Origin of the sequence: Gaoshiqia sediminis (assembly GCF_025907915.1) — a bacterium.
Lineage (GTDB): Bacteria > Bacteroidota > Bacteroidia > Bacteroidales > Prolixibacteraceae > Gaoshiqia > Gaoshiqia sediminis.
This window is the reverse complement of the sequence record NZ_JAPAAF010000039.1, coordinates 25548-41304: the sequence shown is the minus strand read 5'-3', so window position 1 is coordinate 41304 and position 15757 is coordinate 25548. Positions and strand designations below refer to the sequence as shown.

Here is a 15757-nt window from a genome sequence, read left to right as displayed (position 1 = left end):
TTCGACAAAAACAGGATGTTGCCTTCGCTGTCCTTCACCAGCTTATGGGCGGCAATCGACTGGCGGAAGGCCAGCACGCACAGGTCGGCATAGTTTTTACCACCCGCTGCCAGGGTTTCTTCCCACAATTGATTGTCGAATCCGGCACAACGGGACATGATTTGTCCATATTCTACGGAAGCTGACTCAAGGGCATCGTCGATGGTTTTCGTGCCGTTTGCTGTCCACCAGCCTTTCAGGTTGTTGCCAAAATACTGGATCGACTCGATATCGTCGTAAGCAATCATCACATAGCCCGATGCGGGTTTGCCCGAAACCTGGCCCAGGTCATCTACACAAACCATCGCCGGCATTTCGCGCACAGGCTTGGTGGTCATGCTGCTGACTCCGCTGACCTTTCCACTGCCTGCAAATTCCGATTTCATATCGAAATAGTTGCCGATGGCCATCGTGTTGGTTGTGCCTTTGTTGGCCGCCAGATAGGCATAACCCCAGTCGATGCGGATGTTATCGCCCTTCTTTTGCAGAATGGGTTGTTCGGTGGTACCGGCCTTAACATAGCTGATGTTGCCCGTTTCGCCTTTGGTGACCTGTACTTCCTGGCTGACTTCGTTAACGGCCCACTCGGGGGTGGCTTCAACGTAAACCTGCACATCGTGCGCCTGGCCGTCGTTTGAAACCACTTCGTAATTGATATAGTTTACCGGACGGGAAAGTAAATCCAGATCATCTGGCAGCAAGGGAGAAACGAACTGAACTTTCAGATCAACCGGGCCGCAGGTAAAATCGTAATGCGTTTGAGTGGCTGAAAGGCCTACCCGCGTTTGGGAAGCGGTTTGAGCAAAAATTTCCGGCTGGTCGCTTTCGGTGTAAATTCCGAAATCAACGTAAGCCAGTCCTCCACGATCCAAACAATGAGCAGCAAAAACGTTTTTGCCATCTTTATTCAAAAGCGAAGCATCCAAGGTTGTTACCACATTTGTTTTCGCACGGTTTCCTGTATTGATGATTTCAATTCCGTTGAGGTACAGCTCAAAATCGTCATCATGCGAATAAATCAGATACAATTTTGCGCCGGCAGCAACTTCTGTAAGCGTAAACTCGCGACGCACCCAAATTTCTTTGGTTTCCCAATTGGTCCCTACTGCCTGCATACCGGGAGTTCCAAAAGCCGCAGGGGCCGACTGCCATTTCGCCGCATTAAATTCAGGCTTTTCCCATCCTTTTGCAGGTATGCTCATGGTGAACTGGCCTTCCCATGCTTCTTCTTTGGCCATTGGCAAAAGTGTTTTTAACGGGATATCTTCTTTCCCCAGAAAGCGGTAAACCTGGCCGTCAACACGCACTGCGCCAATCAGCGAATGGGTTTTACCGGTCCAATGTTTCACGGGGCTGCCGTAAAGCTGATCAGTAGATGACCAGGCACTGGTGTACGGATCGATGGTGATTAACGGATAGGCCGGGGCACGGAGCTCAGTCGTGACAGAGCTGCTGGTAGCAACCGATGAGGGTTGGCAGGAAGCAATTAATAAAGCGAACAGAATGTACAACGTTAAGGATATAATTCTCATTTTCTGGTAATGTTTTAGTTTGTTATTTACTTAAAAATCCCACCCAGGTTCCTGAATGCATCTTTCTGCTATTAATATAATCAACCAGCCGATTTTACTCACTCGGCCCATTCACTTTTCAATTAATCAACTTATTATAAGGCTCATAAAAACAGTTATTATTTCTTATTTTGCTTTCGCTCCAATTCCAGTACTTTTGACCAGGGCTCCACCTGCACACGTTGTGCCCACTCATTCCACATTCTTTTCATCTCGTAAACTTTATCCGGGAATTGTTCAGACAGATCGTTCATTTCGGTCCGGTCGGTTTCCAGGTCATACAATTCCCATTTATCCGGGTTTTGATTGTTCCAGGCCATTACCAGTTTGTATTTTCCCATGCGCACGGCTTTATTCCCCTCATGTTCCCAGAAAACAGGTTCGGTATGAACTGGTTTTTCTGAGCCTTTAAACAAAGGCACCAAGCTTTTCCCTTCAAGCGGACGAATATCATTTCCGTCATATTTTTCAGGATATTGGGTTCCGGCCAAGTCAACGAAAGTGGCCATGATATCCGGCAAGAAGCCATATTGACGAATAAATTTCCCCTGATCGTTCTCCTTAATTCCATTCGGCCAGTGAACGATCATTGGCGAAGAGATTCCACCTTCGTGTATCCAGTGCTTGTATCGTTTAAACGGAGTATTGGATGCATTAGCCCAGGCTTGTCCGTAAGTCAAAAAGTAGCCTTGCCGGGTTTCCAGTTGGCGGACCGGACCACCGCCCAGTTCGCCACCCTCGGCACAGGCTCCGTTGTCGTCAATAAAAACGATAATAGTATTATCCATCAAATTATTTTTTTCGAGATAGTCAATCAACCTGCCAATATTTTGGTCCATCCGGTCAACCTGGGCAGCATAAATTTCCATGCGAAGCGCCATCTCTTTCCTTTTTTCTTCCGGCAATGAATCCCAACTCCTGGAATCCTGCGGGGAAAGTGTCCACGATGAATCAATGATTCCAAGTTCAATCATTCGTATGTATCTTTCTTCGCGAATTGCCTGCCAACCATCTTTGTAACGGCCCCGATATTTGTCGATATCTTCTGTTGGAGCATTCAAAGGCCAGTGTGGCGCATTGTACGCCAAATACAGAAAGAATGGTTTTTCGGGATTTTTGGAATTTGCATCGCGGATAAAGCTGATGGCATGATCTGTAAAAGCGTCGGTTGTATAGTAATCCGGATCATTTACCGAAATAGTATCATTCCCGGAAGTGATCCCCCTGGGATATCGGGGTTCAAAATAATTACTTGCCCCGGCAAGGATACCATAAAATTGGTCAAATCCCCGCTGAAGAGGCCACTGGTTTTTCTCGTGCATGCCTAGATGCCACTTGCCGGTCATCAGAGTTGAATAGCCTGCTTCCTTTAAAACTTCGGCAATGGTCACACAATTCCGGTTTAAAAATCCGCGATAGCCTGGTAATCCAATATCAAACGCCTTTGGATTTTCCGGATCATTGGTCATGTGACCAATTCCCGTTTGATGCGGATAAAGGCCGGTCATCAGTGAAGCCCGGGTCGGACAACAGCGAGCTGTATTGTAAAATTGAGTAAACCGGACACCGTTCGTTGCCAGTTTATCCAAGTTGGGTGTCTGGATTTCACCACCGTAACACCCCAAATCCGAAAAACCCATATCATCCGACATGATCAGAATAATATTTGGCTTCTCTGACGCCGAAACACTCAAGGTCAAGGTTGTTGCCAGCGTTAATAATGAAATTTTATTCATAGTATAGTATTGTTTAGGTTCAGTTGCGTGATATCTTCCGGTTATTCTCCGATCCTGCCCTGCGCATTTCGGTGTTGATGTTCAGGGGCTTCCATTTCTGTTTCCTGTCCTTGATCACCACAATATTCCATCCACTCCCTCAACGCTTGATCCAATCGCTTAATGATCTCCTGGCTTTCGGGTTTGTCTGCGATGTTGTTCATGCAGTATTGATCATTTTCCACATCATACAACTCAACTGGAGGTCGATGCTGGTATCGCTCCGTCAGCCACTTCGCTTTTGGGTCAGTCTTGGCCTTTTCCTGCCAGATTTTAAACAGGCGACCGGCCGATTCGGTGTTTTTAAAAGTAGCTTCGGGGGTCAGGTTGACGATATACCGATACTTTTTATCGGCAACCGAACGGATTCCGTAATATTCACTTCCACTGTAGATGCCTCTTGTTGTCTGCAGGGAAAACGTGTATTGCTTATTCTCCTTTTGCTTTCCTTCCAAAACCGGCACAATACTTTTTCCGTCAAGAGGTCCTGAAGGGGCAACACCGGCAATGTCCAGGAAAGTTGGTACAATATCTACATACTCCACAATCGCATCGGATTCTGTTCCCGGTTTAATTACGCCCGGCCAGCGAACCATGTAAGCTGAATGCACGCCAGCATCGTAGCAGGTCCATTTGGCAAACGGGAGGCTGTTTCCCTGTTCACTCAGGTACACAACAACCGACTTATCCGCTATTTTATATTGATCCAGCTTCTTCAGCAAAGTACCAAATTCATTATCCATGTAGTTAATCTCAGCCAAATATTTGCATAACATCTGTCGGGTTTCTTTGGTATCCACATAATACGGAGGAAGCGTTAATTTTTCAGGATTGAAAAGGTCGGGATTTCCTTTATTCCATGGTGTGTGCGGTTGATTGGTAGTAACAACCAAGCAAAATGGTTGATCATTCGACGTACAATCCTCAATAAAAGAATCAATCGCAGCAAAATTCAGATCATTACTTTTTGTAAGGGGAGCATATAAATCCCAAGGAAAAACCGACTCTGGATTTACATGCGACTTTCCGACCAAAGCCACCTGGTAACCAGCCGGTTTCAATTGCTGAACAATGCTCAGCGTACCTTCTATCGCATTCGTATGATTGGGATATGCCCCGGTTTTCACAGGCCATAGACCGGTCAAAAGATTATGCCGGGTTGGGGAACACATGGGAGCAGCCTGAAAACCGTTTGTAAAGCGAATGCCCTCGCTTGCAAATTTGTCGATGTTGGGAGTTTGAGAATCCGCACTTCCGTAACATCCGATGTCAAAATAGGTGCAATCGTCGGCCAAAAACAAAACCAGATTTGGCTTTTCCTGATTCTGAGCATTTAATGCCAATGCTGAGCATGTGGCCAGTGCTGCAAGTATTGATTTTTGTTTCATTCTGAAATTGGTTTAGGTGAAAATTTAATTCCTGGTTTTTAACGAATTCCCCGTTCATGAGGCGTTGGGCCGGAAATTGGGTAAGGTGTTTCAAAAAGCGCCCGGGTATCTCCCTGTTCCTTCATCCACTCCTCTAGCAGTTGGCGCATTTTCTGAATTTGCTCCTGGTGTTCATTGCTGTCAATCAGATTTTTCTGCTCCGTCGGATCAGTTTCCAGATCATAAAATTCCTCGGCCGGACGAACGTAATATTTCTGAATAATGGCAGCTGCTGCCGGATCGGTCCTGGCTGCTTCATCCCACGAATCCCAATAAGCACCAGCCCTTGGTTTTCTCAAGATGTCGGAATGGTTGGAATGATAGTTCTCCGGATAAAGATTCAGAATGAACTTGAACCGATCATCGCGGACACTTCGGATGGGATAAACGTTCATTTTTCCATCGCCACTGTGGGTGGTGAAAATATGTTCGCGAAACTTATCGGTTTTGCCTTCCAACACTTTTTTAAACGATTGGCCATCCAAATCGCCAGAGACTTTTGTCCCGGCAATTTCAAGCAAAGTTGGTAAGATATCGATCCAACTAACCATTGCATCGGTACGTGTACCCGGTTTAACGCGACCGGGCCAGACAACGATTAATGGCACTTTTATCCCGGCGTCATACAGGTTCCACTTACCAAAGGGCCACTGCCCGCCATGATCGGCAGAATAAATGAAAATAAAATTGTCGCCAAATTTTTCCTGAGCCAGTGCATATACTTTACCCATTTCAGCATCGAAACCGGTTATATCGGAATAATATTGTCCCCAGTGTTCGCGGGTTTCTTTTGTATCGATAAAATAGGGCGGAAGTTCAAGCTCATCCGGATTATAAATATTCTTCGTTGTCCAGGGCACATGCGGACGGCGGTCGCCAACCAGCAGGCAAACCGGCTGGTCGGTGGTGTTGTTTGCGAAATATTCTGAAACGTGATCATACAATTTTACTTTGGGTTCAGAATAGAAATCGAATCCGCATTCGTAATTCATCTTCTCGTGAGCTACCTTACCAAATCCCAATACTTTATATCCGGCTTCCCGGAGTTTGACGGTTAAAACCGGTATGCCCGGTTTCGGATAGGCATGATTTGCTTCAGCGCCATTTCGTGACGGCATTAGCCCGGTCAGCAGCGCCGCCCGGCTCGGGGCACAGGCAGGTGAAGCGACAAAGGCATTGTTAAATGTTAGCCCTTCCCTGGCAAGTTTTTCCGCAGTGGGAGTTTGTAAGACCTTTGCCCCATAAACCGTTCCGTCAGCCTGCCCCTGATCATCGGCCAGATAAATGACAATGTTCGGTTTTTCCTGTGCCAGCGAATTAATATTGTGAGCGCAAAAAACCGTTAATGAAGCAGCATAAACTAATTTATTCATTTTCGATCTGTTAAATCCATTAACCTTAACCTCCAAAACACGAGTAATCAAACTGATTCCCGTTATCTATTGCCTTTTCGATATTGTCTTTTAGCTTCGGGATGTGTTGCCAGTATCGCTTTTAATTCATCGGCAACCTTTTTATTCTCGTCATAAATGTTCTTTGTCTCTAGCGGATCATTCAAATAATCGTACAATTCATACCCCTTTTCTGCATCCGGATTATTGAGGCTGGTCCATTCAACCAGGCGGTAACGATCAGTTCGGATGGCGCGGCCCAGATGTCCGTCTTTGGGAAAGGCATGATAGGCATGGTCGCGGATACTTGCATCTGTATTTTTCAGGACAGGAACCATACTAACGCCATCAATAGGCTGTGGCCCCTGAGGTTTCTCCAATCCGGCCAACTCAGCCAGGGTTGGATAAATATCAACGGTTTCGGCGAGCTGATCGGTTGAGGTATTTGGTTTGGCAACACCCGGTGCCACCATGATCATCGGAATGATATTAGCCTGTTCGTAGTTGGTATGCTTGGTCCAATAGCCATGATCGCCCAGGTGCCAGCCGTGATCGCCCCAAAGAACGATAATCGTATTCTCAAGCATGTTCAAACGTTCCAGTTCATCCATCACCCGGCCAAGCTGAGCATCCATGTAGCTCATCGAGGCATAATAACCATGGATCAACTTTCGGGTTAATGAATCAGCATAAACATACTGGTCTGCGGGGATTGGCTTGAACTGATTAATTTCGCCTCCTCTTTTTGTTGCGTACCGGGGCGCTCCTTCGGGATCTTTCTCATACTCGGGCATTGGCAACTCTTCCGGGTTATACATGTCCCAGTATTTTTTTGGTGCACTGAAAGGTAAGTGCGGACGAGCGAATCCAACGGCCATGAAAAACGGTTGTTCCGGTTTTTTCTTCAACTCACGCAGGCGATCAATGGCATGCCTGGCCACGCGTCCATCGGCATAAGCATCATCCACCACATCGGGCGACTCCCAGGCTGCACCCCGCGGTAACTTCCAATTCGGCGGAAAATCCTCAAAATACATGGGAGTATTCTCAAAGTAAGCTTCCTCGCGGGTAAGCTCCCTGTTGGTACTTTCGGGAACCAAATATTCAATGACTTTTTCCTTGTGGTGAGGGATGCTCCACGATGCTTCATCGTTGGTATTGCCGTGTCCGATATGAAAAACTTTCCCCATCGATTCGGCATGATATCCGGCATTCATGAAATATTGAGGCAGGGTGACCGCATCCGGATAGGCATCGCGGAACTCGGTGCCAAAATTGTAAAGTCCGGTGCTTGTTGACCGGGCCCCCAGCATGATGTTGTAGCGTGATGCCATACACACGGCCTGGTTGCAAAAGGCTTTATTAAAACGTACCCCTCTGCTTGCGAGTTTGTCGATATTGGGGCTCACGGCAACCGGATCGCCATAACAACCTAAATTAGGTTTTAAATCGTCAACCAAAAACAGAACCACATTTTTGCGATTTTCATTTGATTGAGACATGGCCTGCTGGCCGTGCCCAACACTCAAGCTACAAAGCAAAATTGCTGCACCAAATGGCGTTTTGCTTTTAAAAGATAAATTTTTCAACGAATTCATATTTTTATATTTTATGGATTTTATTCAATCCCAATTTTCAATTTGGAAATGGTTGATTTAGTCAAAGGGCTTTAAAGGGGCTCATCACGCAATTCGTTAATACACTCCTTCTTGGTTATTACCGCAAGTGGGCTTATTTTGCTCATCCGAATTTTTCGAAATGTTGTAAAACTTTCTGACTAAACGCCCACCCTTTAAATGAACACTTCCACCACAACCCTGTGCCAAGCACCAGTCCCCCACTCCACAAATAACAGGCAAACAGCACTTTGACTATCTATTTTCTGAATGTGTCTCATATTTGGTTTTATCCACATCGTGCGGATAATGCTTGTACCAAGCTGTCAACTGCTTTTTTAATTTTCCAGTGATCTCCGGCATTTTTTCAGCCAGATTTTTTGATTCTCCAACATCCTGCATTAAGTTATAAAGCTGGACATTCGTTCCATCAACATCCATCAGCAGTTTGTAGTCACCCGACCGAATAGCCAAATCCGGATTATTCTCTCCATTGTAGCCCGGCCGATCGGGTGGACGGATCCAGAACAGCGGTTTGTCTCGAAGAATTTCCTGCTCTCCTTTTAGAACTTTCAGCATACTTTGCCCGTCGTATTCAACATCCGGGTCGGGATTGGCCCCAGCCAATTCCATAAATGTAAGTGGCAAGTCGATGGCTGCAAGCACCGTCTTTTCATTGATGGTTCCCGCTTCATTCTGATCAATTTCAGCTGGCCACCAAACGATGAAAGGCTCGCGAATTCCGCCATCGTACAAAAATGTTTTAAACCCGCGCAGGGGCGCTGCATTGTTGACTGCCATATCAGGCCCGTTGTCACTGGTAAAAACAACGAGGGTGTTTTTATACAAGTCCGGATCATTCCTAAGAAATTCAAACAATCGGCCCATTTGTCGATCCATTTCCTGCATCACCCCAAGGAACCGAGCTTTGGTACTAAGGTCGCCCCGCAAAGCTGCCGGTGGCTCCAGCGGCGTGTGAATATCATCGGGCCAGAGATTGATGTAAAAAGGTTTTCCTGCAGCCTTGGAATGCTTGATGGCCTCCATGGTCCGATCAACAAAAATTTCGGTAAAATTTTCCCGTTTGGCCCAATGGACTTCTCCTTTGCCAAGCGCTGCCGACTGTTTCTCAAGCCCGCGGGTGCTGTCTTGCAAATTAAGGGTTTCGTAAGTTGCCAGGTAACGTTCGCCCAAGCCTTCGAACTGGGTGACCGATTCATCAAACCCATATTCGGTGATCATGGGAACATCGGCCACATCGCGTCCTCCTCCCATATGCCATTTACCAATGTGAGCCGTATAATAACCGGCCGCTTTCAAATTTCGGGCCACCGAAGGCGCCAAGGGGTTCAGACAATGGTTCATGCCCCGCTCCTTATTGTCAGTTCTGCCGCTAATATAAGAGGTTACTCCCCAGCGGGAAGGATAGTGACCGGTTGTAATGGCCACACGTGAGGGAGAGCAAATGGGCGAATTCACATAAAACTGACTAAAGCGAATCCCTTCTTGTGCCAAACGATCAATGTTAGGCGTATGAACTTCTTTGTTCCCATAACACCCCAAATCTCCATAGCCCATGTCATCAATAAAAATCAACAAAATATTGACCTTATCCTGGGCATAAGAATACAGACCGGTTAAAACAAGGACAACAAACAATGCTAGTTTATTCAAAATCTGCATATTAAAATTTTTAGGGAATATCGTTCAAACTAGAGATCTTCAACAAAATTAGAATGTGTCATCGAGTTACGCTTTCCTGACACCATTTTCCCGTTTCCTTTCCCGGTAACCGGTACGCCCTGGTGTTCAAATGGCAACACACGTCCCGTATCAATGTCTCCATCCTATGGTGTCACTAACAGGCAGATAAGCCATCCGGGAACAGCAAAAACTGTATCCGGATGGCTTCTGCTTAATTTAAAGGGAAATTAATACCCCGGGTTTTGTTCGCATAACGGGTTGGCATTGATCTCGGTTTGCGGAATGGGGAACAGCTTATGATGATCATCGGCAATGGTGATTCCTCTGGCTTTTGCAGAACTAATGAATTTGCCGTGACGGAGCAAATCCTGTCTGCGCATTTTTTCACCATATAATTCCCAGCCTCTTTCCTCCAGAATCCGGTCACGCAATGTTTCTTTGGTATAATCTGCAAGTACCAACGGAGTTGTCAAGCCAGCGCGATCACGAACTTCCTGAATCAGGTCCAGCACTTCCTTGGTTGGTCCGTTCAATTCATTCAGCGCTTCGGCACGCGACAGTAGGATATCAGCATAACGGATAACGGCAATGTCGTTCCCGTGGCTGTTACCTACAGCATTCGGATCAGGAATATATTTGAAAGAACGTGTATTATTATTATTCAGCAATGAAACTGTTTTGCCCGCTGTATTGATATATTCAGTGATAATCAACTTTCTGCGTTCATCAGCCGGATCAAACGAATTATAGAATGAGTCCAATACCCGGTCCATCCTAGCCCAATTCCGCATATTTTCTTTAAAAACAATAGATCCATCAACTGTGCTTTTGAACTGAGGAGGGAATGCCCCATTCATAAATTCGTTTCCGGGCCCCTGCGTGCTACAAGGATAAACCCAAACAAATTCCTTTTGCTTGGTTTCGTTATCGACCGTGAATAAAGTTGTGTAATCGGCCCATAATTCATACTCATTCAGGTCCATAAGCTTTTTGGCTGCGTCGGCGCATTTTTGCCATTGCTTAGTGTTCAGGTAGAATTTTGTCAAGTAACCTAAGGCAGCTCCCCTTGTGGCACGGCCGTATTGATAACCTGGCGTATCTCTGGCTGGAAGTACCATTGATACATCCGTGAATTCCTTTTCGAAAAATGTTTGCATTTCGGCGTCGGTAGCACGGGCCAAGGCAAGATCACCTGTAGTGCTTAAGCGTAATGGAACTGGGCCCCACATGGTATAAAGAATATAATAGGCAGAAGCCCTGACAAATCTGGCCTCAGCCGCCAACCTTTCTTTTGTTGCATCATCTATGGGCGACTGGTCTATGTTTTCTAATACAAGATTACAATTACGGACCGAATAGTAACAGTTGTTCCACAAACCGGTCCAGTGAGTAGGATACGATGCATCCCAAGTGTAAGCCAACATAACCGTTGCCTGGAGGTTTACCGCGCCGCCGGTTTCCCAAAAATGGTCGCAGGTCCATTCTTCCTGGAACCAAATATTCCCGCCAAAGTTATCAGTGATCTGGGCATCTCGGTATGCTCCAAAGAGAACACGCTCTATTCCGTTCGCTGAATTAAAAAGTGCGCTGGGATCGAGCTGGGAAAATACGTCCTCTTTCAATTGTTCTTCACAACTGGTGAATATCATGGATACGACCAGTAAAACGGTTGAAAAATAATATCTCAATTTCATAATTATAACAGATTAAAATTAAAAACCTAATTCTACACCGAAAGTATATGTCCGATACACCGGGTATGAATTAAAATCAATCTTCAAACTACTGTTTCCGTTCGAGTTTGTCGTCGGATCTTGTCCGGTATAATTAGTAATGGTATAGAGATTTTGCCCACTGACATATACACTAACCCGATCAAAAATACGTTTGCTTTTCAGAGGCACCTGATAGGATAACTGTGCAGTTTGAAGTCTGATGTAGGAAGCATCCTCCACGGTAAGATCGCTAACTGCTTTGTTCCCCTGCCCGGCCGGATTAACAAAGGATGGCCATTTATTAGACGGATTTGTTTCCGTCCACCTGTTTAGATAAGGTTCGGCCATCCGGTTTCTTCGGTGACTAACCGGATAGTAGGTTTCAACCTTTGAGTTGTTTAACATGTCAACTCCGGTAGCGGCATCGATAAAGACGTTCAATTGGAAATTTTTGTATTCAAACACGTTTGTCATACCCATTGTAAATGAGGGGAATGATTTTCCAAGAATAACACGGTCGTTGGTATTAACAACATCATCACCATTTTGGTCCACAAACTTCACATCGCCAGGTTTAACCGGGTCTTTTGTCCCGGACGCTGTTATCTCTTCCTGGGATTGCCATATTCCATCGGTTTTATACCCGTAAAATGAGTCAAGTGTTTCTCCCTTTCTGATGATGGCAATTTGAGAAGTTGACTGGCCAGCTCCTGTGTGAATGATTTCAGTAATATCTCCCGTGTCAGTCACTCTGTTTTTCAATGTACTGAAATTGAGGTTGGTGTTCCATTTGAATTTCCCGGTCAGGTTCCTTGAATCAATTGTAAATTCAAATCCACTGTTTTTGATATTTCCAATATTTGACATGATGGATGTATAACCTGTAGATGCTGGTATTGGCAGGGCAAACAGCATATCAAACGTATTCTTTTGGAAATAATCTGTAGAAACCATTATCCTGTTTTCCAGGAATCCCATGTCGAACCCAATATTGATTTGCTCAGTCGTCTCCCATTTCAAATCAGGATTGGCGATTCGTGTCGGAGCGAGTGTAACATATTGTTCGCCACCAAGAATAACATTCGCGCCCTGATTAAAGGTGGTAATTGACAGGAAATTACCAATATTCTGATTACCAGTCCGACCGACACTCGCCCGGAATTTCAATGAGTTGAAAATATTCAGGTTTTTGATAAAATCATGTTCATGCATTTTCCACGCGAACGCCCCCGATGGGAAATAACCATATTTGCTATTCTCACCGAAACGCGATGACCCGTCCACCCTTAAAGTAGCTGTAAAGAGGAACTTATCAAACAAATTATAATTGGCACGTCCGATATAAGATAGAAGCTTGTTGTTATTCTTCGAGCTGTCCATGGTGTACAACGATGCATTAGCCAGTGACATGTTATCGGTTTTTGATTCATCAACCGGGAAGCCCTTCCCTGTGCCCGAGAAATTGATATTGATGAATTTCTGGTAGGTAATACCGCCCATGACAGTAAAACTGCTTTTATTCTCAAGGTCGCGATGGTATGTAGTCGTAAATTCCCCCAGGTAGTTGTTTCGGGTACCAGTCAATACGGTCCCGATTCCTGAATTCGCCCTACCATCCTTGGTTAGTCGGGAAACATAGGTATCTCTGCGGCTGTTTCTGCTATCAAAACCAATATTCAACTTCGCGGTCCAGCCTTTCAGAAGAGTATATTCACCAAATATGGTCCCAAGCGTTCTGTAATTATCAGTTTCACTGGTTTTTCCGTAAACAAGGGCAAGCGGATTGTCAAGATTCATCCAGGAAACAACCTGATAATTTCCATCTTCATCAAAAATACTTAGAGAAGGATCATAGCCCCTCGCTGCATATAATGAACTTCCTTCCTCGTTGGTACTAAAACCAACCGGAACAACATTGTCGTGCGTATATGATGTCGAGAAGTTTATGCCAACAGTCATATTATCGCTTTTGTGTTCCAGGTTAAATCGTGAATCGTAACGTTCATATCCGGAGGTTATTAACACCCCATCCTGATTAAAATAATTTAATGACGCGAAATACTTCGTTTTATCATTTCCACCGGTAAACGACAAACTGTGACTATGAATGATTGCATTGCGCAATAGTTCATCCTGCCAGTCAGTTCCACCGTTCTGTATCTCAGTCACCCGTTCAGCTTCGGAAACATTTGACCCCGGTGTATCCAAAATCTCATTCAGTATTCTCATATAGTCATCTGCCTTGAGGACTTCAATCATGTCCTTAGGAGTCTGCAAACCGGTATATCCGCTATAATTGATTCTCAATGCTCCGGAAGAACCTTTTTTTGTGGTTACCAGAATAACACCGTTAGCTCCCCTGGCCCCGTAAATCGCAGTTGCCGACGCATCTTTTAATATTTCGATGGACTCAATGTCAGCAGGATTTATGTTCGCCATCGGACTTCGGGGTACCCGTACTCCAGGAATCGTAGTTCCATTCCCGTCGATAACCTGGCTGTTTTCAATGGGTAAGCCGTCAATAACATAGAGAGGGCCTGCACCAGCGTTAACCGAACCGGCCCCGCGAATTTGCACCGTTGTACCACCACCAGGCTCATTACTGGCCTGTGTGATTTGAACACCGGCTGCTTTTCCCTGCAAAAGACCGGCAACTGTTTGGGTAACTCCTTTATTCAAATCATCTTTTCGAAGAGAAGAAACCGAACCCGTCAGATCACTTTTCTTAACCGTTCCATAACCGATAGCGACCACCTCTTCTATCCCAACGGTACTTTCTTCAAGCACAACATTAAAAGATGACTCACTGCCGATCAGGATTTCGGTACTCTCCATGCCGACAAACGAAAACAATAACACCTGATCTGCATTTACATTCTTCAGAGAAAATTTTCCTTCAATGTCGGTAATTGTCCCTTGAGTTGTACCCTTAACAACAACACTGACACCGGGTATTGGGTCTCCGTTTACACCGGTCACAACACCAGTTATCGTTTTTACTTGCTGCGAATTAAGAGTGTTCTCCCCTTCAGAAAGAACAATTTGCCGTCCAATTACTTCATAGGTTATCGGACTTTCCTCAAACACATTATCCAGAATTTCGAAAATATTCTTATTGACGAAATTAACGGATACGCGGGTGTCCACGTCAATTTTTCCATTGTATAAAAACCGGTATTCACTTTGGTTTTCAATGTCCCTTAGTACATTTTCGACCGTGGCATTATTTACAACCACAGTAAGTTTGGTTGATTGAGAATAGCTCTGTGATGCCAAACTACTTAAAAATGTAACACATAGAAGAAGAATAGTTAGTTTCATTTTTCTAAAAATTTGGTAATACAGTGGCATAAAGCCATCATTACATCGCTTTTTTTTCATAGTTTTGAAATTGGTTTAATGAATAACTTTTTTTAAACTCTTTCAGAAAAGGTGGAAACTGCTACTTTCCATCTTTTCTCTTTAAAGAATTGATCTCAGATTTCGTTTACATACTTTTTCGATTTTATTTTATTTCTTTTCTATTTTTAAAATCCTGGTATTCTGGTCATAAGTATAATGTATCGGATACGTTCTGACAATCAGCTCCATAAATTCTGTAAATGTTTCCATTTCAATCGTTCCGGTAAACCAAAGATTGTTTAACTCCTCATCTTCAATCTCAATATCCACGTTGTACCAACGTTCCAACCGCACCGCCACTTTCGAAAACGGTTCGCGGTAAAAAATCAGTTTACCGTCCTTCCACGAGGTAAAAAGATTGGTATCTACCGGGGTAACCACCAGGCTGGAATTCTCGGTAAAGCTTGCCAGTTCTCCCGGATTCAGCAATACACCCTTCCCGCCAAAGCCGCTCAACCGCACAGAGCCTTCCACCAGAGTTGCCTGAAACTCTTCGTTTGAGAATGATTTTACATTGAAGGAAGTACCCAACACCTCAACCTGACCAAAATGCGTAGCAACCTGAAACGGGACCTTACTTTTGACCACATCAAAATAGGCTTCCCCTTCGAGATGTACCGAACGTTCGCCGTTAAAAACAGAAGGATAAGAGAGTTTCGATCCGGAGTTCAGCCAAACAGCGGAACCATCGGGCAACGTAATTCTGGTTTTAGCTCCGTAAGGGATATAAACTTCCTGTTGCTGTACCTGTTTTGAAAAATCAGGGTTCCCGATAAAGTAGAATGCACTTGCAATAATTATCCCGAAAACAAAGGCCGCTGCAATAGCCAGTATGTTTTTGCGCCCAAAGTATTGTTGATCAATGGCTCGACCAGTCTTTCGACCAGCTTCCATTTTTTTTGTCACCCCACGCCAATTTTTATCAACCAACGGGTTTTCAGAAGCAATGATTTTCTTCTTCAGGTCCTGCTGATCTTTCAAAAACTGTTCTTTTGGATATTCACCACCATTTATCTTGCTCCACAGCTCAATTTCTTCAGCTTCCGTCAGTTTCCCTTCCAAAAACTTGAAAGTCCAGTCGTAATATGTTGGTTTGTTCTTCATTTTGCTATCCATA

The 15757-nt window shown here is 44.8% G+C and carries 9 protein-coding genes; all 9 read right to left on the bottom strand.

The features are described 5' to 3' along the window. Positions 1–1571: DUF5127 domain-containing protein (locus N2K84_RS17405; protein WP_282593111.1), on the bottom strand; the 1571-nt coding region annotated here is incomplete at its 3' end. A 158-nt stretch (positions 1572–1729) separates the two neighbouring features. After that, complete coding sequence (locus N2K84_RS17400) at positions 1730–3346, bottom strand: arylsulfatase (RefSeq protein WP_282593110.1); 1617 nt, start codon at positions 3344–3346, stop codon at positions 1730–1732. 41 nt (positions 3347–3387) lie between these two features. Continuing rightward, a complete protein-coding gene (locus N2K84_RS17395) occupies positions 3388–4773 on the bottom strand; it encodes a sulfatase family protein (RefSeq protein WP_282593109.1) in 1386 nt (461 codons plus the stop codon). 38 nt (positions 4774–4811) lie between these two features. Continuing rightward, positions 4812–6185, bottom strand: a complete 1374-nt coding sequence (locus N2K84_RS17390; RefSeq protein WP_282593108.1) for a sulfatase family protein — start codon at positions 6183–6185, stop codon at positions 4812–4814. Positions 6186–6247: 62 nt separating this feature from the next. Next, on the bottom strand, positions 6248–7801 hold the full coding sequence (locus N2K84_RS17385; RefSeq protein ID WP_282593107.1) for a sulfatase: 1554 nt from the start codon (positions 7799–7801) through the stop codon (positions 6248–6250). A 273-nt stretch (positions 7802–8074) separates the two neighbouring features. Continuing rightward, positions 8075–9502, bottom strand: a complete 1428-nt coding sequence (locus N2K84_RS17380; protein WP_282593106.1) for a sulfatase-like hydrolase/transferase — start codon at positions 9500–9502, stop codon at positions 8075–8077. Between the two features lie 248 nt (positions 9503–9750). After that, on the bottom strand, positions 9751–11217 hold the full coding sequence (locus N2K84_RS17375) for a RagB/SusD family nutrient uptake outer membrane protein (RefSeq protein ID WP_282593105.1): 1467 nt from the start codon (positions 11215–11217) through the stop codon (positions 9751–9753). Positions 11218–11235: 18 nt separating this feature from the next. After that, positions 11236–14559, bottom strand: coding sequence for a TonB-dependent receptor (locus N2K84_RS17370; RefSeq protein ID WP_282593104.1), 3324 nt, complete (start codon positions 14557–14559; stop codon positions 11236–11238). 189 nt (positions 14560–14748) lie between these two features. Next, a complete protein-coding gene (locus N2K84_RS17365; protein WP_282593103.1) occupies positions 14749–15744 on the bottom strand; it encodes a FecR family protein in 996 nt (331 codons plus the stop codon). Between the last annotated feature and the right edge of the window lie 13 nt (positions 15745–15757).